Here is a 19,455-nt window from a genome sequence, read left to right on the forward strand (position 1 = left end):
CTACGGGCTTTATGCCCTGCAGAATTTTTTGGCAGTGCTGATCCTGAGTTTTGGTTGGGAACTGGCAATGCTTTTGCGCGCCAGTATCGCCATGACCCTCGGCCCGGCCATTTATTTTTACTACGCCAGTTTGGTGGGGAATGCGTATCCGGCAAAAATCCGCGCGCTGCATTTGTTACCCGCGCTGTTCATACCGACAATCTGGCTCCTGAAAATTCCGTTGCTCTGGACCATCGACTACCTGATCATCGGCAGTTTCGCGCTCTACCTTGCGATAGTGATCCGCTTACTAATGGGAGCAAAAACGCGGCTTGAATCCTTGGGACAATATGCAAGTTCTGCCTACCGCTGGTTGTTTATCCTTACGGTGCTGATTGCGATTAACCTGCTGGTGGAAGTCTGCGCCTACATTGAAATAAGTAATGGCGTAAAACCGAGCGAATCAGTATCGGCGTTAATCGGCTCAGGCGCTTTCTTGATATTGCATGCATTCACTTTATTGCTGGTGATCATCCGCGCACCGGTAATTGAATGTATGCATGCCCTGCAAGACCTTCGCGCAAGCAAAGCCAAAACCCTGGGCGATGATGAAGCCAAAGCTATTTTTGAACGCTGGGAACAGGTAGTGGCAGAACGCCAACTTTATAAACAGGAAGGAGGTATCACACTGGAGCACGCCGGCCGGATTCTGGTTATTCCAGCACGACAAATTTCCCAAGCCATCAACCGCATTTACGGCGGCAGTTTTTCACAATACCTGAACGATTGTCGCGTGAAAGCCGCGCAGATTTTATTAACAGAACAAGAAGATATGCCCATCACCACACTAATGCTTGAAGCGGGTTTCAGCACCAAATCCAATTTCAACAAAGAGTTTCAACGGGTGACGGGAATTTCGCCGAGTGAGTATCGCAAACGGATAAAAGAGCAATAACTTGCTACTGACATTTATTGCTTAAATCCTTTGCCAACAACATACACCTCACGCGAGCGCGGGCGTGAAGCATCGGGTTTGCGTATAACTACTTTTTCAAACGAGGTGCGCACATCTTTCACGTAATCATCGTAGCCTTCGCCGTGAAAAACTTTTGCCACAAAATCGCCTTTGGGTTTTAACACGCTGCGCGCCATATCCAATGCGAGTTCAACCAGATACATAGACGAGGCTTGATCCACTGCGTCAACACCACTGATGTTGGGCGCCATATCGGAGATAACTACGTCCGCACGCGCGCCACCGAGTTTATCCATAATTTGGTTGAATACTGATTCTTCGGTGAAATCGCCTTGGATAAAATCCACGTGCTCCAGCGAATCCATCGGCAAAATATCAGACGCAATTACCCTGCCCTTCACACCGACCAAACGCCCGGCGATTTGCGACCAACTGCCCGGTGCCGAACCCAAATCCACAACCATCATGCCCGGGCGGATCAATTTGTCTTTTTCGTTCAGCTCAATCAGCTTATAAGCCGCGCGCGCGCGATAGCCATCAACCTGTGCTTTTTTGACATAAGGATCGTTGACGTGCTCTTCCAACCAACGGTTGCTACTTTTGGATCTGGCCATGGATAACTCGAATTAACTACGGAAACCTCGCCATTGTAAGGGGTTGGGCTGGATAAGACAAAACGGGCAAACAAACCACATAGCAATAAAAAAGGGAGCCGAAGCTCCCTCAAACCACACAACTAAAGAGTCATTCTTAAAACAACTTGCCCAAATTGATCAGCTGGGTCTCGCCGCTGTGATCATTCACACCATCGTTATCGGTCACAATGTATACATCGCCATTGGCCATCAACGCGGTGCCTTCTACCTTCTCCAACAGTGGACCGGTAGTGCCGCCCAAAATAGGTTTGATATCTTTGATCAAGGTTTTGGTAATGGTTTCGCCTTCGGTAAAGGTTTGCAGATTGATTTTGTACAAACGCTTGATCGATGCATCCGGACCGCCACGGTTATCGCGCTCCAGCACCATAAATTCGCCATTGCCGATTGAAGTAATTTCCGACAGACCTACCCAACCACCCGCGTATTGCGAGCTGTAAGCATCCAGCGGATAAAACACAAACTTCCAGGTTTTGCTGGCAAGGTCGTAAATACCAATACGCGGATTAGCCTCAGTGCCCCACGCGCGTTGGAATGCGAGATACAAACTGTTGTTGTATTCCGCGATACCTTCAAAACCGTTATTGGTTTGCAATGCATTTACTTCTGCAGGCAAGCTGATAACCGATTCAATTACACCTTGGCTATCGGTTTTGAAAATCAAGTTCATTGACGCGGCGCTAGCTGCTGCACCAGAACCTTCAGATGCAATCCAGAAACCGCCATCGCTCGCTTTCGCCAAACCTTCCGGATCAATATTTACTGATTTATCCGCGTTAATCATCGCCGCCAATTCGGCATTGGTAAACGCGGGCAAACCTGCATTCACACCCGAGGTTGCAAATACATTTTTGCTATCCATGATTTTGATTTCGCCCACAATCAACGCTGGCTTGCTGCTGACATCCAAGGTGAAAATACGGTTTTGACCAAAGAAGCTGTCTTCAATTGAATAGAGGATGTTTGGATTGTTTGCATCTGCCGACAATGCAGAGAGCGCACTCCATGGAATCGGATTACCGTCAGCACGATTCACCGATTGTACAGTTGGATATTTTTGCGCTTGGGTGTTGTAAGAATAAATATTAATGCCCGCACGAATCGCTACGTTACGCAAATCGCTTTCAGAAGCAACAACCAACAAGTTGCGTGATGGAATTGCCAAGCCACCTTCAGGTGCAGCAGTTGCTGGTAACACTTGTTTAAATACCGGTTTTTTCGGATCAGCCAGATCGTAAACAAACACCAGGCTAGAACGCTCGGAGTTTACAAACAGGAAGCGTTCATCGCCAAATACGCCCAGCTCAATATTTTCTGGTTCATTGCCTTTTGCATCGGAACGACGATCTTGATAGTGGCCAAAACGAATTGCCATATCATCCAGATCACTGCCGGAATCCCACACCACCTCACCCATGCTATTAAAAATACTGAAGCCGCGGGTGCCGCCGTTTAAATCGCCTTCGTTAGCGGTGGCAAAATATTCATTGTTAATCCAGCTAACACCATCAGGCTCACGCAAACGCGCACTTTGTACCTCAACGGGTTTAATAACTGCAGGGCGATCATCCGTTAAATCAACATTAACCAAATCCACACTGCCCGCAGTAAAGTGACGAACGATTGTGCCAGTTACCAAATTCACTAATGCAATGTGATTATTTTCTTGCAGAGTGACTACCGCAATATTGTCGGAGTTGATATCAACATATTCCGGCTCTGGATCAGATGGATAAAGCATTGCGATACCAGTTAAATCTACATCGCGTGTAGTCCACGCAGTAGGTGCAGCAGCCGTTAAATCAACAATCACCAATTTACCGGCTGGTAATTGCGGTGGTACGCCACCGTTCAAACTTTCATCACGCTCGTTTTCGATAACAACCAGCGCATATTTTCCGTCAGGACTGATCGCAATAGAATCTGGTTGGCCGCCGAGATTAATTGAGTGAACCAGCGTTTTAGTAGCGATATCTACAACCGCTAATTTGCCTGAAACATTGACGTAATCAGCAGATGTATTTACCGCAACCAACGCATTGCTACCTTTCACAGCAATCGATGTTGGCTCACCACCCATCGCGAGAACGCCAATGGCTTTTGGTGAATTTGGGTTAGTAATATTCACAAAACCAATTTGGTTTTTCGGACTGTCGGTGTACACCAGTGTCATACCATCAGTGCTTGCCGCCACAATTTCTGCTGCGGTTACATCATTAGTATTACAGGTGGCATTGATCTGCATACAACTCTGAATGGTTGCAATGCGATTAAAATTCATTTGCGGGTTGATTGCTGATTTATCGCACTGATAAGTCGTTTGGCTAATTTCAGTAGCCTGCAACACTTTATCGTTATTGGCATCGACACCAGAATCGATTTTTACTCCACCTTTAAAGCACTGGGCATTACCAGCGGCCAATACAGTTTGAGTGATCAGGCTTTGGGCACCGTTGCTGCCGTTAGTTCCATTACTACCATTGCTGCCATTTGTACCATTGGAGCCGTTGGTACCATTTTTACCATCGTCACCACCGCAGCCAACCATCAGGGCGGGCAAACTGGCAATCACGGCCAGAGAGAGTATTCTTTTTGCAAATTGCATGGCTGATCCTTTAGAGGTTGAATAGGAAGACAATCAGCCCGCAAGGATGGTGAGGGTTTATGACTAAACCATGTCAAAAACATGAAGCTTTGATGACAAATTCTATCGGGATTTATTGAGTCGTAAATGCGTAACAATTATTCTGGTGAGCAATTAATAAAATGCGTTTGAATTTTGAGGTCTCAATATGAAAGCGGTAGTTATCAACGAATACGGCAATAACGATGTCATCAATCTGATTGAACGGGACATTCCGCAACCCGCTGCTGGCGAAATTTTAGTAAAGGTATACACCGCCGGTGTAAATCCGGTGGACTGGAGAATTCGCAGCGGCGCGGGCGCGCGTTTTGGATTAACACTGCCAATACCACTCGGCAGTGAAATCGCAGGCGTTGTTGAAAAATTGGGCGATAGTGTCAGCGGATTCAAACCGGGCGATGCAGTCTACGGAAAAATCCGCACCGGAGGATTTGCTGAATACGCTATCGCACAAGTGGAAGATGTAGCGCTTAAACCGCAGCAACTCGATTATATTCAGGCAGCAGCAATTCCGCTCGCCGCGCTAACCGCGTGGCAAGGTATGTTTGATTCAGGCAAATTGACCAGCGGACAGCGCATTTTAATTACCGGTGCATCCGGCGGTGTAGGTTCATTAGCCGTGCAACTCGCCAAAGCCAAAGGCGCTTATGTAATAGGCACAGCCTCGGGTCGTAATAAAAGTTTCGTCGAACAACTGGGAGTGGATGAATTTGTAGATTACACCGGCGAAAAGCTCGCCGATAAGGTGAGTGATGTAGACCTGGTATTTGATACGGTGGGCGGCGAAACCTATCTACAAGCATTTAGCGTGTTAAAAGCCGGTGGTTATTTTGTCACAGCCGTAGAATTTCCCACCGAAGAACAACGCAATACTTATGGCGATCACCTCGCACGGGTATTCTGCAAATCTGATCCGGATGATCTCGCAGCCATAAGCGCGCTGGTAGACAGCCAGCAATTAGTGCCTCATATCGCAACAGTGCTGCCCTTATCCGAAGTGAAACAAGCGCTTGAACTATCGGAAACAAGGCGCACCCGCGGCAAGATCGTCCTGCAGATAGCGGCTGACCAGAACTAGCCTTAACTGGCGAGTTTTTAATCCCCCAACTAGATGTTTTTAATCTTGGCTAGATTGAGTTAACCCGCGTAAAATGTGCGGGTTTTCTTCTTCCCCCCTTTGCCGGAAAGTCACCGGCCAGGAGCCATAATGATTCGCATTACCGAACTCCAACTGCCGTTGGATCACCCCGCTGACGCTTTGCGTACCGCCATCGTCAAACGCCTGAAAATCAAAGACACTGATCTTATCGATTTCACTGTATTTAAACGCAGCTACGACGCGCGCAAAAAGAACAGCGAAATCACCTTTGTCTACATCATCGATTTGCAGGCAAACAACGAAGAAAAAATTCTCGGCCGTTTTGCCGATGATAAAAATATTCGCCCTGCCCCCGATACTAATTATTATCCCGTCGCTGAAGCACCTGCCGATTTAACCGAGCGCCCGCTGGTAATTGGTTTCGGCCCCTGCGGTTTATTCGCGGCACTCACGCTCGCGCAAATGGGTTTTAAACCAATTGTGCTGGAGCGCGGTAAAGATGTACGCAAAAGAACGAAAGACACCTGGGCACTCTGGCGAAATAAAGTATTAACACCTGAATCCAACGTGCAATTTGGTGAAGGTGGTGCCGGTTTATTTTCCGATGGCAAACTCTACAGCCAGATTAAAGATCCAAAATTTTACGGCCGCAAAGTGATGCACGAGTTTGTGCGCGCCGGTGCGCCGGAAGAAATTATGTATGTGAGCAAACCTCACATAGGCACCTTCCGTTTAACCGGTGTGGTGGCGGCAATGCGCGAAGAAATTAAAACGCTCGGCGGTGAAGTGCGCTTTGAAAGTAAAGTCAGCGATTTTATTATCGAGAATGGCCGAATTCAGGGTGTAACCCTGAGTGATGGGCAAGAGCTGCTCAGCCGTTATGTAGTGCTCGCGCTGGGTCATAGCTCGCGCGATACTTTTCGTAAATTGCACGAACGCGGTGTTTATATCGAAGCAAAACCGTTTGCCGTGGGTTTCCGTATCGAACACCCACAATCGATTATCGATCATGCACGCTTGGGTAAATATGCAGGTCATCCTGAACTCGGCGCGGCGGATTACAAAGTTGTTTATCACGCAAAAAATGGCCGTGCGGTTTACAGCTTTTGTATGTGCCCGGGCGGAACGGTTGTTGCGGCAACATCAGAACCCAATCGCGTTGTTACCAACGGCATGAGCCAATACTCGCGTAACGAACGCAATGCCAATGCGGGGATTGTAGTGGGAATTACACCAGAAGAAGATTTTCCCGGCGGCCCACTCGCCGGAGTTGAACTGCAAGAAAAACTGGAGTCACGCGCATTTGAATTGGGCGGTAATGATTATTGCGCGCCAGGGCAATTGGTGGGCGATTTTATTCGCGGCAAAGCATCGCGCGAATTCGGCGAAGTTGAACCCTCGTATAAACCCGGCGTATTGCTGGGCGATTTAGCGCCGTCACTTCCCGATTATGTGATCGAAGCGATCCGCGAAGCCCTGCCGGAATTTGGCAAACAAATTCGCGGCTTTGATCGCGCCGATGCCATCCTCACCGGAATTGAAACCCGCACCTCATCGCCTGTGCGTATCACACGAGAGCATGAATCACTGCAGAGCTTGAACACGCGCGGTTTATTTCCCGCTGGTGAAGGCGCTGGTTATGCGGGAGGGATTTTGTCTGCAGGTGTCGATGGAATTAAAGTCGCTGAAGCGGTCGCCAAAGCTATGTTGGCCGACCTGAATATTCATCAGTAAAAACGTTCCGCTTTCAGTTTCTATTACTCATCGTTTTAATCGCAAAAGCGCTATTGATTCCAATAGCGCTTGTCTACTAGTATGAATGACCATAAGGTTATTCACGCTGTCTTTACGTTTACGGGATATGCATCCGGGCGCTAAAAGGAAATAACCCTGGCTCCAACGCAATAATTAATAACAACGGAGAACATCATGTCCCTCAAGCTACTACCGCTCGCCTGCGCAGCGGGCACACTCATTTTTGCCTCGCATTTACACGCACAAACGCTCAACACAGGTGACTGTGGTTACAGTGTTAATTCCGGGCTTTATGCAACCTGGCCTAACCCGACGTCGTATCAGGGTTGGTCGGCGGTCACAAATAAAACCGGCGAAGTCGCCACCAGTTTTAAAATTTTATTGGATGTCGGCAACACCAGTATTCGCGATGGCTATCAGGCGGATTACAGCCCTGTCGAAAATGGTTATTTTGTAAATTCCCCCAGCTGGTTGCAGTATCAAAAAATTCCTAAAGGCAGCAACTATCAGTTTGGTTACATCGGCACTGGAGTTTACTCTGGTGCGACGGGTTATATAATTTCAATCAACGGCAAAAACTGCGATACCCAAGCACCTACTATTAGCCTGAGTGTAAATAAAAAGCTATTTACTAGCAGCGCCAATATTACTCTCAGCGCGCAAACAACGGATAACGTTGCAGTACGCAAAGTAGTATTCGAATTAGATGGAGTTGTAATCGGCCAAATTAACAAAGCACCGTTTACGCTCACTCTTCCGATCACAAATAATAACAATGGTCGCCAGACTTACACTGCAACGGCTTATGACCCAAGCGGAAATAAAACCATCTCAAAAGAAGTTCGCGTCTTTACTAGCATCGGTAATCGCTTCCTCGGTTCCGCAGTGGATAGCACAGCGGAATTTGCAGACTTACCAACCTACTTCAATCAACTAACTCCCGGTAACGCCGGCAAATGGGGCAGCGTTGAAGCAACTCGCAATGTGATGAACTGGACGGGGCTGGATTACGCCTACAATTTCGCCAAAACCAATGGCATGCCCTTCAAAATGCATACGCTTATTTGGGGACAGCAAGCGCCAAACTGGATGAACAATCTCACCGCTGAAGAACAACTTATCGAGATTGATGAATGGATGGCAGCTGTTGCGCAACGCTATCCCGATCTGGAAATGATTGATGTTGTTAACGAACCACTGCATGCACCGCCAAGTTTTAGAAATGCATTAGGTGGTGCAGGTGTAACCGGTTGGGATTGGATGATTAAATCGTTTGAGATGGCACGGGTGCACTTCCCCAACTCACAATTGATTTTGAATGATTACCAAATCCTGATCATGGAATCTTTCACGCAGGAATATCTGACGCTGATTCAATTGCTGCAAGAGCGCGATTTAATTGACGGTATAGGTTTGCAATCACACTTTTTAGAACGCGCCGAAAACGATGTGGTGAAGAAAAATCTGGAAACTCTCGCCGCAACCGGTTTGCCGATCTACATTTCGGAATTTGATTTGAATTTCAAAAACGATGCACAGCACGCAAACCGCATGCGCGATCTATTCACCATTTTCTGGGATAACCCATCGGTGGTTGGTGTCACTCACTGGGGGCATTTGCAAGGTCATATGTGGCGAGAACATGCTTATCTTATTCGCAGCAATAAAACTTTGCGCCCTGGTTTTGAATGGATGCTGTGCTACGCAGCAGGAAGCACCAATTGCACTGTACCCGATTATATTCCCACCGGTTGGAGCGGCGACGCAACTGGCCTGACGTTGCAAGCGGAAGAATACGATGAGGGCAGCGGTATTATCGCTTCTGGTGATGTAGTTTCTTATACCGACAATGGCGACTGGATCGCATTCAAAAAAGTGAACTTCCAAACGGCATGGGATCAACTCAGCTTCACCTATTTCAAAGGTAACGCTGATGTAGGTTCAATTTCCATCCACCTTGATAGTTTGGATACACCACCACTGGCAGAAAAAAATCTTGAGTCCAGCGGTGGCTGGAGCACGGCAAAATCCATCACTATTCCATGGCCTGCGGTTAGTGGTGAGCACGATGTTTACATTAAATTTAATAATGTCTATGGTGTTGCGAATATCGATTTCATTAAATTCCACGCACCAGATGCAGGCACCGGTTACGGCCCCAACCTCATCAACAATGGTAATTTTGAAAGCGGCAATACTGCTGGCTGGTTTAGTTGGAACGGAACCATCACGGCCGACACATTGAATCCACACAATGGCAATTACGCATTGAAACTGGGTAATCGCAATGGCAACGGTCCTGCAGCCTACAGCTTGAAATCGCTGGTAAAACCCGGTGGAAAATATGCCGTAAAACTCTGGGCAAGTATTGCGGGTGCTGCATCGGCAAATGTGAATATCACCAGCAAAATTGGCTGCGCTGGTAGCGATACTTACGGTTGGCTAGTGAGCCCTGTCACTATCAATAATTTGCAATGGGTAGAATTATCCGGCCAGTTAAATGTGCCGCAATGCGAATTAACTGATTTGCTGATTTACGCTGAAGGCCCTGCTGGCGGTATTGATATTTATTTGGATGATGTAGAGGTGCGCGAGCTGGTCACCGCTAATTTAGTGAGCAATGGTGATTTTGAATTGGGCAACGTAAATGGCTGGTCGTCATGGAATGGAACGGTTGCGGCATCAACTGAAATTGCCAAATCCGGCAACTACAGTTTGAAGTTGAGTAATCGCAGCGGCAACGGCCCGGCGGTTTACAGCAACTTGCGCCCGCTGCTTACTGCAGGAAAAACCTACTCCGTCAGTATGGCTGTTACCATTCAAGGTGCCGCTACGGCACCGGTGAATATCACTCGCAAACTCACCTGCGGGGCAGACACAACTTATAGCTGGGTTGCTAATACTTCAGCAGTGACTGAAGGCTCCTGGTCGACACTCACAGGCGATTTGGTAATACCCGCCGACTGTGTCATTAACGACTTCCTGATTTATGCCGAAGGCCCGGCAGGCGGGATTAATCTGTTTGTTGATGATGTAATCATTACGGCCAAGTAAGCTGATGCACCGGTGGATGTAATGCATCCACCGGTGCATTGTATTGACGAATTTCTATAACAATTCCCAAGTAATCCCTCGCCTACCCATAATTCCTGTGTGCGTGCACGCACATACATTCCATCTAATCTACGCCCTACTGTCTTCTTTTGTTTGCTCTCACCTTCAGATGATACAATGACTACACACCCAGTTATGCTGAATGCAGCAAACACTGGCCAACGATTTGTGAAACCTGACCTTAGCTTATGAAACTCGACGATATTAAAAAACTTCACCAAAAAAAATACCGCACGGAGCTTGGCCACTTTTTAGTGGAAGGTGAGCATTTGGTATTGGAATTGGAAAAAGCAGCAGCCATTAACCCGGCGCTAAAAAACAGCGAGCTTTATGTCACCGAATCGTTTAAGGATTTCCCCAGCCGCTTTAATAAACATCTGGTCAGTGAAAAACACATGGCCCAAATGTCTGATACAAAAACACCACAAGGCATTGTGGCAGTTGCACCCCTGCTCACGGCAAGCGCGCAGGCCTCTGTAGAAAAGGTTGTCTATCTTTATGAAGTACAAGATCCAGGCAATCTCGGAACTATTTTAAGAACCCTTGCATGGTTCGGAAATTTTCGCTGTTTACTCAGCCCCGGCTCAGTTGATCCTTACAATCCCAAAGTAGTTCGTTCCAGCATGGGCGCAATCTTTCATGTGTCGATGGAACTGGATGTACCACTTGAATCCATTAATAATCGATTCAAGTCCATCGCCACACTCGATATGGATGGAAAAGCATTAAGCGATACCAGCTTTAAGAATTTTGATTGTTATGTATTTGGCAATGAAGCACGCGGAGTACCACGTGAAGCATTGCAGCAAATGAATGCCCAACCTTTTACCATTTCCGGTTGTGGCGCAATAGAATCGCTGAACCTTGCATCAGCGGTGAACATGTGTGTTTACGAGCTGATGCGTTAAATGATTCGCCAAATAATTACATTTTCATTTTTACTGTCATTATCGATATCAACCTCTGCAGATTGGTTGGACACAGTTGCCAACACTGTCGATGCTGCCTTGGGGCGCACGACAACCAACAATAATTCCGCATTAATACCGGTCACCGCCGCACAGTTTAAGTTACCGCCCCACTGGAAAAGCTACTGGCTGGAGAATCCAAACCTGGGTACACGCATTTTTCTGGCAGAGACGGGAAAAGCAAACGCTCCCACAATAATATTGGTTCATGGCTTAGGCCAAAATGGCCTGCGCGATTGGTTGTCACTTACACCAGCACTGGAACAACATTATCGTGTAGTAATGATTGACTTACCCGGCTTTGCAAATTCACCCAGCCCGCAAACCAAATTATCACCAACGACTTATGCCGATGTTTTACATTTTATAAAACCTTATTTTAGTAAAACGCCTGTCACTGTTGTCGGCCATTCAATGGGGGGTGCAGTAACATTGCGCTATGCAGAGAGATACCCTGATGACATAGCAAAAATCATGTTGATTGATGCAGCAGGCATTTTGCAGCGCACTGCTTTTGTAAAACACAGCGCGACAGATCGCATACCTACAGGCTCTGAACAATCCATAAACCCATTACTAACTTATGCAATAGGTTTACAGGATATCGGCAATACAATTATTGAAAAATTACTGAGTTTACCCGACCCAACCAGTCTTTTAGGTAAAAGCAATGTTGTGTGGGGAAAGACGTTACAGAACTATCCGAATATCAACGCAGCACTTAGTTTGATAGAAGAAGACTTTTCAGCGGCTATTTTTACAACACAAAAAAACGTTTCAATTTTGTGGGGCAGCAATGACCAGATAGCTCCCCTGCGGACAGCACAAACTCTCTCTGCCACTCTCGCCAACAGCAATTTAAAGATAATTGACGGCGCTGGACATGTTCCTATGGCGACGCATGCAAAAGATGTATCGCAGTGGATAATTGAACAATTCAACAAACCGATAACCCAAGCAAAAGCAGACAAAATAACTAACACCCCACAAGCTTATGAATGCCTGCAACGCTCAGGTGATAGATTGACGGGAAATTACACCCGCATCACATTAAATGGCTGCACAGAAGTAACACTTGATGGCGTTACCGCCAACGAAATAATAATTACCGACTCAGCAGCCGCAATCCAAAACTCACACTTTACCAATCCACAGACTTCATTAACTATTACCAACTCTTCCGTACTAGCTACCGGCGGTTCAATTTCCGGCTTGGTTACTGTAGATAACTCCCGTATCGATTTCGCAGGAATTCAATTCACCCAAAACATATCGTTCAACGCCACCAAAAAATCCCGTCTAATCCTTTCTGTTAGCAAAACAAGCAACGGCCGCTACCTGCACAAAGACATCGAATTGGAAAATGCACGCTGGTAAAAAACTGTTCCTTAGGTTACTTCATTCAGTTCATGGCGCTATCGAAACACTAGATTTACTTCTTAAGTGGAATAGCTGCCATGAGTCCGCGCGATAGCAGCCCCGGAAATACGCTATGGTGATTCTCACCTTTAATAATCTCGACCTTTAAATTTAATCCTGAATAATTGCGTGACCGTAAAACCTTTTCAAAGGCCAATACATCTTCAGCCATTTTTTGGTTGTTGGGATTACCATTGTCGTCATCGGCATAAATCATTACATGCGCGTTTAATGATTTACTATTTTTTGCATAGGCGGCCTCCATTTTGAATATCACTTTATCGTCATACCAAAGCGATGGACTGCCAATAATGTAGTGATCAAACAGCTCAGGTCTGTTTACCAGAATGTAACTTCCCAGTAATCCACCAAACGAATGGCCGACAAAAACTTTATTATTGGCATCTATACGGTAATTTTTTTGCAGCAAGGGAATTACTTGATCCGCTAAAAAAGTCACATACTCTTTTGCATGGCCAGACGCTTTTCGAGCAGCAGCAGAATGCCCGTTGGGCTCACCTGGCGAATAAGTAGGTGTGTAGTCGCGTGTGCGGCTAATAGTACGATCTTCGCCTCGAGCATAGGAGACACCGACTACAATTGCCTCTTTAACCACATTATTGCCCATCAATGCCATAGCACCATTGGTAACCGGAAAGGCAAAACGTGAATCATTGACAATGATTAATGGGTAGGTGGCTTTTGTATCAGAATAGGACGGAGGAAGCTGTATATATAGCTCATAATCTTTATTGTTACTATTAGCGTGAATACTGAGCGTACTAAATGGCGGATATCCAAAAGGCGGTATTTCTTCCGCATGAACGGACACAATAAAATTAGCAATCGCTGATATAACGCCCAACAGAAAAATTTTCTTACCAGACATTGGCAATTCCTTTTGGTTTATTGATTTTTAATAATGCCGGCAGCAACAAAAGCTTGTTTGAGATAGGTTTCATTCTCTGATGGATGACGCAATTCAGATTCAGGCACCCCTTTGCTATTGGCAATAGCCGCGACTCGCCCTTGTTTATGAAATGCCACATTGGGAAAATTTCGTGCAATCGGATCTTGATAGGCTTGTTGCGGACTAACAATTTTCCAGCCCTTAGCGCGCAAGTGAGCAATTAAATCGCCAACAAATAATGCAGCCGCATCGTTTTCATGCAACAGCATCACATGTTGTGGCGAACGACCAAGTGACTTTTGAGCGATAGCGTCATAAAACTCAATCGACTCGTAAAGTGTTTCTACATAAAATTTTCGCGCTTTCTCATAATCAATCGTTTTCTTTTCTTCCGCCGCATTGGTTAGCAATGAACTGATATACCAATCAAAATTATCGACGGTGGCATAACCATCTTTATAACCGAGATCAGTGAGTGATTGTTGCAATGACGTAATCATTGCCAGATCCTTACCATAATGCAGGAAGGGAAAACGATGATAGGGCAATACATTTGCAAAGGGCTTTAGTAGCAACTGAGCTTTATAAACATCAACAGGATAATCCACTGCACCAAGTTCACTCGCCGATTTATGGCTGTAACTATGATTGGCCAAATGAAAACCGGCAGCAGTATATTTTTTCAAACGAGTACGCGTGTCATCGTTAATGTAATCCGCTTTCACAAAGAAAAGCGCATCAGGTATTTTGGCTGCAGTTAAGGTAGCAATGAGTTTTTCTGTGCGCTCTTGCCCTGTCATCAATGCAGAATCAGGCGTGGGTGCATCATCAAATGTAAGCGCTATTTCGCGTGCATTAACCACCGAGGTAACTAGCAAAGACAAAGCGAACATGAAATAGAGGGAGATAGCGTTCATAAATATCCTATTGTTATAGATTTTATTCCAAATTTGGATAGGCTATTTTTCACACAAACGAAAAAGCCTCCATTGGTTCATGGATTTTACTGACCATGCCAAAATAGTAAAGTTCACAAATGAAGGGAATCAGGGATAACAGAGTGAGTTGATATGACTACCTCATGGCAATCATATCAATAAATAGGATTTTTATTATCGAAACAACAACACTGGAGGCACACCAAATTAGCTCACTTTATCTTGCGTGCAATGGTAACTGGCTTTAATTTCACTACCATCTACTGAGTGCAGGTGCACATCGAACCCCCAGAGCCGACGTAAATGCTTTAACACTTCGTGCGTTGAATCGCCCAACGGACGGCGATTATGCATGTAATGGTGAAGCGTTAGCGATCTATCACCACGCACATCCACATTGTAAACCTGGATATTGGGTTCACGATTTCCCAGATTATATTGCCCCGCCAGAGTTTCGCGTAAGCGCTTGAATCCTGTTTCATTGTGGATTGCATTCACATTGATTTTATCTTGCTGATCATCATCAACAATACTGAACAGTTTTAAATCACGCATTACTTTTGGCGATAGAAATTGCAGGATAAAGCTTTCATCTTTAAAGTTTTTCATCGCAAACTGCAAGGTTTCTTTCCAATTTGAACCAGCAATTTCCGGAAACCAAACACGATCTTCATCGGTAGGATTTTCGCAAATACGACGAATATCGCTCATCATTGAAAAGCCTAAGGTATAGGGATTAATACCACTAAAATACGGGCTATCGTATGCCGGCTGGGCGACCACACTGGTGTGTGACTGCAAAAACTCCAGCATAAAACCGTCACCCACGTAACCGCGGGCATGCAATTCATTTAACAAGGTGTAATGCCAGAAGGTCGCCCAACCTTCATTCATCACTTGTGTTTGACGCTGCGGGTAAAAATACTGGGCAATTTTGCGCACGATACGTATTACTTCGCGCTGCCATGGTTCAAGCAGAGGTGAATTCTTTTCCAGAAAATACAAAATATTTTCTTGCGGTTCGGGAGGGAAACGGGGAGCATTTTTATGTGAGTCATCCACATTGGATTTTGGAATAGTTCGCCATAAATCGTTAACATGTTTGCGCAAATACTCTTCACGCTCGCTTTGGCGCCGCTCCTCTTCTTCCGCAGAAATAGGATATGGGCGTTTATAGCGATCCACTCCATAATTCATTAACGCGTGGCATGAATCCAGAACATCTTCCACCGCCGCTATGCCGTAACGCTCTTCGCATTTACTGATGTAGTTTTTGGCAAATACCAAATAGTCAATAATGGAACTGGCATCCGTCCAAGTGCGGAACAAATAATTGCCTTTAAAAAAAGAATTGTGTCCATAACACGCATGCGCAATTACTAGCGCCTGCATTGTCATGGTATTTTCTTCCATCAAATACGCGATACAAGGATTGGAATTAATCACTATCTCGTAGGCAAGCCCCATCTGCCCGCGCTTGTAGGAGTTCTCCGTACTCAGCAACTGTTTTCCATAAGACCAGTGACTATAGCCGATAGGCATACCTACTGAAGAGTAGGCATCCATCATTTGCTCCGAGCTAATCACTTCGATCTGATTGGGGTAAATATCCAAACCAAACTCTTGGGCAATCTCGGCAAGAATTTGGTCGCACTCGCGAATCAAATCAAAATTCCATTCAGATGTCACAAACAGTGGTTTCTTCATGCAACCTTCTTATGAAAAAGTTCACGAAATACGGGATAGATATCACTCACGTCGCGAATATGCTGCAACGCAAAATGATCAGGATAATCATCGCGAATGGTTTCGTAAGTTGTCCACAATGCCTGATGCTCATTGTTAGTGATTTCGATGTAGGAAAAATACTGGCAATCCGGCAACAGGTCATCGACTAGAATATCGCGACATACATCCGAATCCTCCCCCCAATTATCCCCATCAGATGCTTGCGCGCCGTAGATGTTCCACTGTTCTGGTGAATATCTAGCCTGGATAATTTCATCCATCAATCGCAATGCGCTGGAAACAACCGTCCCACCAGTTTCACGGGAGTGAAAAAATTCATCCTCGTCTACTTCTTTAGCACTGGTGTGGTGACGAATAAAAACGATTTCCGTTTTTTCATAGCTGCGCTGCAGAAATAAGTAGAGCAAAATAAAAAATCGCTTGGCGATATCTTTGGTTGCCTGATCCATTGAACCAGACACATCCATGATACAAAACATGACCGCTTTGGAACGAGGGATAGGATGCTTGATATGGAGATTGTATTTCAGATCGAAAGTATCCAACCAAGGGATACGTGAAATCGCTTTCTCTAATTTGGCAATAGATTCGCGCAGCTGCACGATCTTTTCTGTTTCGCGCAACGCATCGGGGAGTAATTCCAAACGCAGTAATTCATCCTGCAGCTCTGCCAGCTGACGGCGCTTACCCGATGACAATGCAATGCGACGCATATTCGCGGAGCGCAAGGAGCGCACTATATTAATTCGACCAGGCTGCCCTTCGTTGGCAATACCAGCCCGTACAGTTTTAAATTCCTCCAATCCAGATAATTGCCGCTTGACCAGATTGGGCAATTCCAAACCATCGAACATAAAATCTAGAAACTCCTCCTGCGAAAGGGTGAAGGAGAAATCATCCATACCTTCGCCGGAATTACTGGCATTTCCGCCACTACCCTGCCCGCTGCCACCATCAGGGCGCGCAATTTTATCGCCCTCTGAAAATTGTTTATTGCCGGGCAACACGCGAGTGTTATAGCCACCTTGCCCGTGATAAATACTGGGCTCACTAATATCACGCGCCGGAATACTAATTTTTCCACCCTTGTCGATATCAGTAATTGAACGCTCATTTACCGCATCGGCAACAGCTTTTTGAATTTGGTTGCGATAGCGCCGTAAAAAGCGTTGGCGATTTACGGCACTTTTATTTTTAGCATTAAGACGTCGATCAATGATGTAACTCATACTTCAACCTTAATGTTTAACAACGCACGAAAGCGAATAAAACCGCTTTACCTAAAACACGCTACTGCGATTTTCTGACTCTCAAATACCATTCAGACAATAGCCGCACTTGTTTTTCGGTATAGCCGCGCTCCACCATACGCTGGACAAAATCGTGATGTTTCTTTTTGTCCTGCACTGATGCTTTGGCATTGAAGGAAATAACCGGCAACAAATCTTCGGTATTGGAGAACATTTTCTTCTCAATCACAATGCGTAATTTTTCGTAGCTACGCCAATCCGGATTTTTACCGGCATTGTTTGCTTTAGCGCGCAACACAAAGTTCACTATCTCGTTGCGGAAATCTTTTGGATTGCTGATACCTGCTGGCTTCTCAATTTTTTCAAGCTCATCATTGAGCGAAGATCGATTAAGAATTTCACCCGTTTCAGGATCGCGGTACTCCTGGTCCTGAATCCAGAAATCAGCGTAAGTGACATAGCGATCAAAAATATTTTGCCCATATTCAGCGTATGACTCCAGATAGGCGGTCTGGATTTCCTTGCCGATAAAGTCGACATATTTTGGAGAAATGAATTCTTTTAAGGCATTGAGGTATTTATCTTGCACCTCTTTGGGGAATTGCTCCTGCTCAATTTGTTGCTCAAGCACATACATCAAGTGCACGGGGTTAGCCGCTATCTCGGTCGGATCGAAGTTAAATACTTTCGATAGAATTTTGAACGAAAAGCGAGTAGACAATCCATTCATACCTTCATCAACACCGGCGGCATCGCGATACTCTTGCAATGATTTTGCGCGCGGATCAGTATCTTTTAAGTTTTCGCCATCGTAGACACGCATCTTGGAAAAGATATTAGAGTTTTCGGGCTCTTTGATACGCGATAACACCGAAAACTGCGCGAGCATACGCAAGGTATCAGGAGCACAAGGTGCTTTGGACAATGAAGAGTTTTGCAGCAGCTTTTCATAAATCTTCATTTCTTCCGTTACGCGCAGGCAATAAGGCACTTTTACGATATAAACGCGATCGATAAATGCCTCATTGTTTTTGTTGTTGCGGAAATTTTGCCATTCAGATTCGTTAGAGTGCGCGAGAATAATGCCATCAAACGGAATTGCACCGAGGCCTTCAGTGCTGTTGAAATTACCTTCTTGCGTTGCCGTCAATAGTGGATGAAGCACTTTAATCGGTGCTTTGAACATTTCCACAAATTCCATCAAGCCCTGATTCGCGCGGCACAGCCCACCGCTAAAACTGTAGGCATCCGGGTCATTTTGTGGAAACTCTTCCAATTGACGGATATCAACCTTACCGACTAGCGACGAAATATCCTGATTATTTTCATCACCCGGTTCAGTTTTAGTGATCGCAATCTGATTCAGGATCGACGGGTACATCTTTACAACTTTGAATTGCGTGATATCACCATGAAATTCATGTAAGCGTTTTGCTGCCCAAGGTGACATGATAGTTTTGATGTAACGGCGCGGGATGCCGTAATCTTCTTCAAGAATTTTTCCGTCTTCGTCAGGATTGAAAAGTCCCAACGGCGATTCGAAAACGGGGGAACCCTTAATGCAATAAATAGGTGTCTTTTCCATTAAGGTTTTCAGCATTTCAGCCAGCGAAGATTTACCGCCGCCTACCGGGCCGAGCAAATAGAGAATCTGTTTCTTTTCCTCCAGCCCTTGTGCTGCGTGCTTGAAAAACGACACTATCTGTTGAATACATTCTTCCATGCCATAAAATTCATTAAACACTTTATAGCGTTTAATAATTTTATTGGAGAAGATTCTACTCAGGCGGGCATCTTGTGAGGTGTCAATCATTTCTGGCTCGCCAATCGCCATCAGCATGCGCTCGGCGGCGGAAGCGTAAACGCTGGGATCTTTCTTGCAGAGTTCGAGATACTCCTTGATCGATAATTCTTCCTGCTGGGTAGTTTCAAAACGCTCGCGGTAATGACTGAAAATACTCATAATCTACCTCGGGTTAGCGACTAAAGCGGCAAAAG

The 19,455-nt window shown here is 45.6% G+C and carries 13 protein-coding genes; 6 read left to right on the top strand and 7 right to left on the bottom strand.

What is annotated here, in order from left to right; genetic code table 11:
• Window positions 1-934: helix-turn-helix domain-containing protein (locus tag AAGC78_RS20595; RefSeq protein WP_435785991.1), on the top strand; the 934-nt coding region annotated here is incomplete at its 5' end.
• 14 nt (window positions 935-948) lie between these two features.
• Here AAGC78_RS20595 and rlmE read toward each other — a convergent pair.
• Both rlmE and AAGC78_RS20605 read right to left on the bottom strand, forming a co-directional pair.
• A complete protein-coding gene (rlmE, locus tag AAGC78_RS20600; protein WP_435785992.1) occupies window positions 949-1,569 on the bottom strand; it encodes a 23S rRNA (uridine(2552)-2'-O)-methyltransferase RlmE in 621 nt (206 codons plus the stop codon).
• A gap of 136 nt (window positions 1,570-1,705) precedes the next feature.
• Window positions 1,706-4,216, bottom strand: coding sequence for an esterase-like activity of phytase family protein (locus tag AAGC78_RS20605; RefSeq protein ID WP_435785993.1), 2,511 nt, complete (start codon window positions 4,214-4,216; stop codon window positions 1,706-1,708).
• Between the two features lie 187 nt (window positions 4,217-4,403).
• Here AAGC78_RS20605 and AAGC78_RS20610 point away from each other — a divergent pair, with 187 nt between their 5' ends.
• From AAGC78_RS20610 to AAGC78_RS20630, 5 genes are all read left to right on the top strand, one after another.
• The gene (locus AAGC78_RS20610; RefSeq protein ID WP_435785994.1) at window positions 4,404-5,333 is read left to right on the top strand and encodes an NADP-dependent oxidoreductase; all 930 of its coding nucleotides are present in this window, start codon (window positions 4,404-4,406) and stop codon (window positions 5,331-5,333) included.
• A gap of 129 nt (window positions 5,334-5,462) precedes the next feature.
• A complete protein-coding gene (locus tag AAGC78_RS20615) occupies window positions 5,463-7,088 on the top strand; it encodes an NAD(P)/FAD-dependent oxidoreductase (protein WP_435785995.1) in 1,626 nt (541 codons plus the stop codon).
• A 195-nt stretch (window positions 7,089-7,283) separates the two neighbouring features.
• A complete protein-coding gene (locus AAGC78_RS20620; protein WP_435785996.1) occupies window positions 7,284-10,163 on the top strand; it encodes an endo-1,4-beta-xylanase in 2,880 nt (959 codons plus the stop codon).
• 248 nt (window positions 10,164-10,411) lie between these two features.
• Window positions 10,412-11,131 (top strand): TrmH family RNA methyltransferase, encoded by a 720-nt coding sequence (locus tag AAGC78_RS20625; protein WP_435785997.1) that lies wholly within the window; start codon window positions 10,412-10,414, stop codon window positions 11,129-11,131.
• A complete protein-coding gene (locus tag AAGC78_RS20630; protein WP_435785998.1) occupies window positions 11,132-12,568 on the top strand; it encodes an alpha/beta fold hydrolase in 1,437 nt (478 codons plus the stop codon). It abuts the gene before it with no gap.
• A gap of 55 nt (window positions 12,569-12,623) precedes the next feature.
• Here the strand turns inward: AAGC78_RS20630 and AAGC78_RS20635 are convergent, their stop codons facing one another.
• The 5 genes from AAGC78_RS20635 to AAGC78_RS20655 form a co-directional block, all read right to left on the bottom strand.
• Complete coding sequence (locus AAGC78_RS20635) at window positions 12,624-13,499, bottom strand: alpha/beta hydrolase (RefSeq protein WP_435785999.1); 876 nt, start codon at window positions 13,497-13,499, stop codon at window positions 12,624-12,626.
• A gap of 17 nt (window positions 13,500-13,516) precedes the next feature.
• On the bottom strand, window positions 13,517-14,437 hold the full coding sequence (locus tag AAGC78_RS20640) for a polysaccharide deacetylase family protein (RefSeq protein ID WP_435786000.1): 921 nt from the start codon (window positions 14,435-14,437) through the stop codon (window positions 13,517-13,519).
• A 228-nt stretch (window positions 14,438-14,665) separates the two neighbouring features.
• Entirely contained in the window at window positions 14,666-16,165 is a 1,500-nt protein-coding gene (locus AAGC78_RS20645) for a SpoVR family protein (RefSeq protein ID WP_435786001.1), read from the bottom strand.
• Window positions 16,162-17,436: a YeaH/YhbH family protein gene (locus AAGC78_RS20650; RefSeq protein WP_435786002.1), complete on the bottom strand. Its 1,275-nt coding sequence runs from the start codon at window positions 17,434-17,436 to the stop codon at window positions 16,162-16,164. Before AAGC78_RS20650 ends, AAGC78_RS20645 begins: the two co-directional genes overlap by 4 nt.
• 61 nt (window positions 17,437-17,497) lie before the next feature.
• Entirely contained in the window at window positions 17,498-19,420 is a 1,923-nt protein-coding gene (locus AAGC78_RS20655) for a PrkA family serine protein kinase (protein ID WP_435786003.1), read from the bottom strand.
• Between the last annotated feature and the right edge of the window lie 35 nt (window positions 19,421-19,455).

The organism is Cellvibrio sp., assembly GCF_039207905.1.
Classification (GTDB): domain Bacteria; phylum Pseudomonadota; class Gammaproteobacteria; order Pseudomonadales; family Cellvibrionaceae; genus Cellvibrio.

Excerpts from the sequence above, each read along its gene's own strand:
- rlmE (WP_435785992.1), bottom strand. The coding sequence starts at position 1,569 with ATGGCCAGATCCAAAAGTAGCAACCGTTGGTTGGAAGAGCACGTCAAC.
- AAGC78_RS20605 (WP_435785993.1), bottom strand. The coding sequence starts at position 4,216 with ATGCAATTTGCAAAAAGAATACTCTCTCTGGCCGTGATTGCCAGTTTG.
- AAGC78_RS20610 (WP_435785994.1), top strand. The coding sequence starts at position 4,404 with ATGAAAGCGGTAGTTATCAACGAATACGGCAATAACGATGTCATCAAT.
- AAGC78_RS20615 (WP_435785995.1), top strand. The coding sequence starts at position 5,463 with ATGATTCGCATTACCGAACTCCAACTGCCGTTGGATCACCCCGCTGAC.
- AAGC78_RS20620 (WP_435785996.1), top strand. The coding sequence starts at position 7,284 with ATGTCCCTCAAGCTACTACCGCTCGCCTGCGCAGCGGGCACACTCATT.
- AAGC78_RS20625 (WP_435785997.1), top strand. The coding sequence starts at position 10,412 with ATGAAACTCGACGATATTAAAAAACTTCACCAAAAAAAATACCGCACG.
- AAGC78_RS20630 (WP_435785998.1), top strand. The coding sequence starts at position 11,132 with ATGATTCGCCAAATAATTACATTTTCATTTTTACTGTCATTATCGATA.
- AAGC78_RS20635 (WP_435785999.1), bottom strand. The coding sequence starts at position 13,499 with ATGTCTGGTAAGAAAATTTTTCTGTTGGGCGTTATATCAGCGATTGCT.
- AAGC78_RS20640 (WP_435786000.1), bottom strand. The coding sequence starts at position 14,437 with ATGAACGCTATCTCCCTCTATTTCATGTTCGCTTTGTCTTTGCTAGTT.
- AAGC78_RS20645 (WP_435786001.1), bottom strand. The coding sequence starts at position 16,165 with ATGAAGAAACCACTGTTTGTGACATCTGAATGGAATTTTGATTTGATT.
- AAGC78_RS20650 (WP_435786002.1), bottom strand. The coding sequence starts at position 17,436 with ATGAGTTACATCATTGATCGACGTCTTAATGCTAAAAATAAAAGTGCC.
- AAGC78_RS20655 (WP_435786003.1), bottom strand. The coding sequence starts at position 19,420 with ATGAGTATTTTCAGTCATTACCGCGAGCGTTTTGAAACTACCCAGCAG.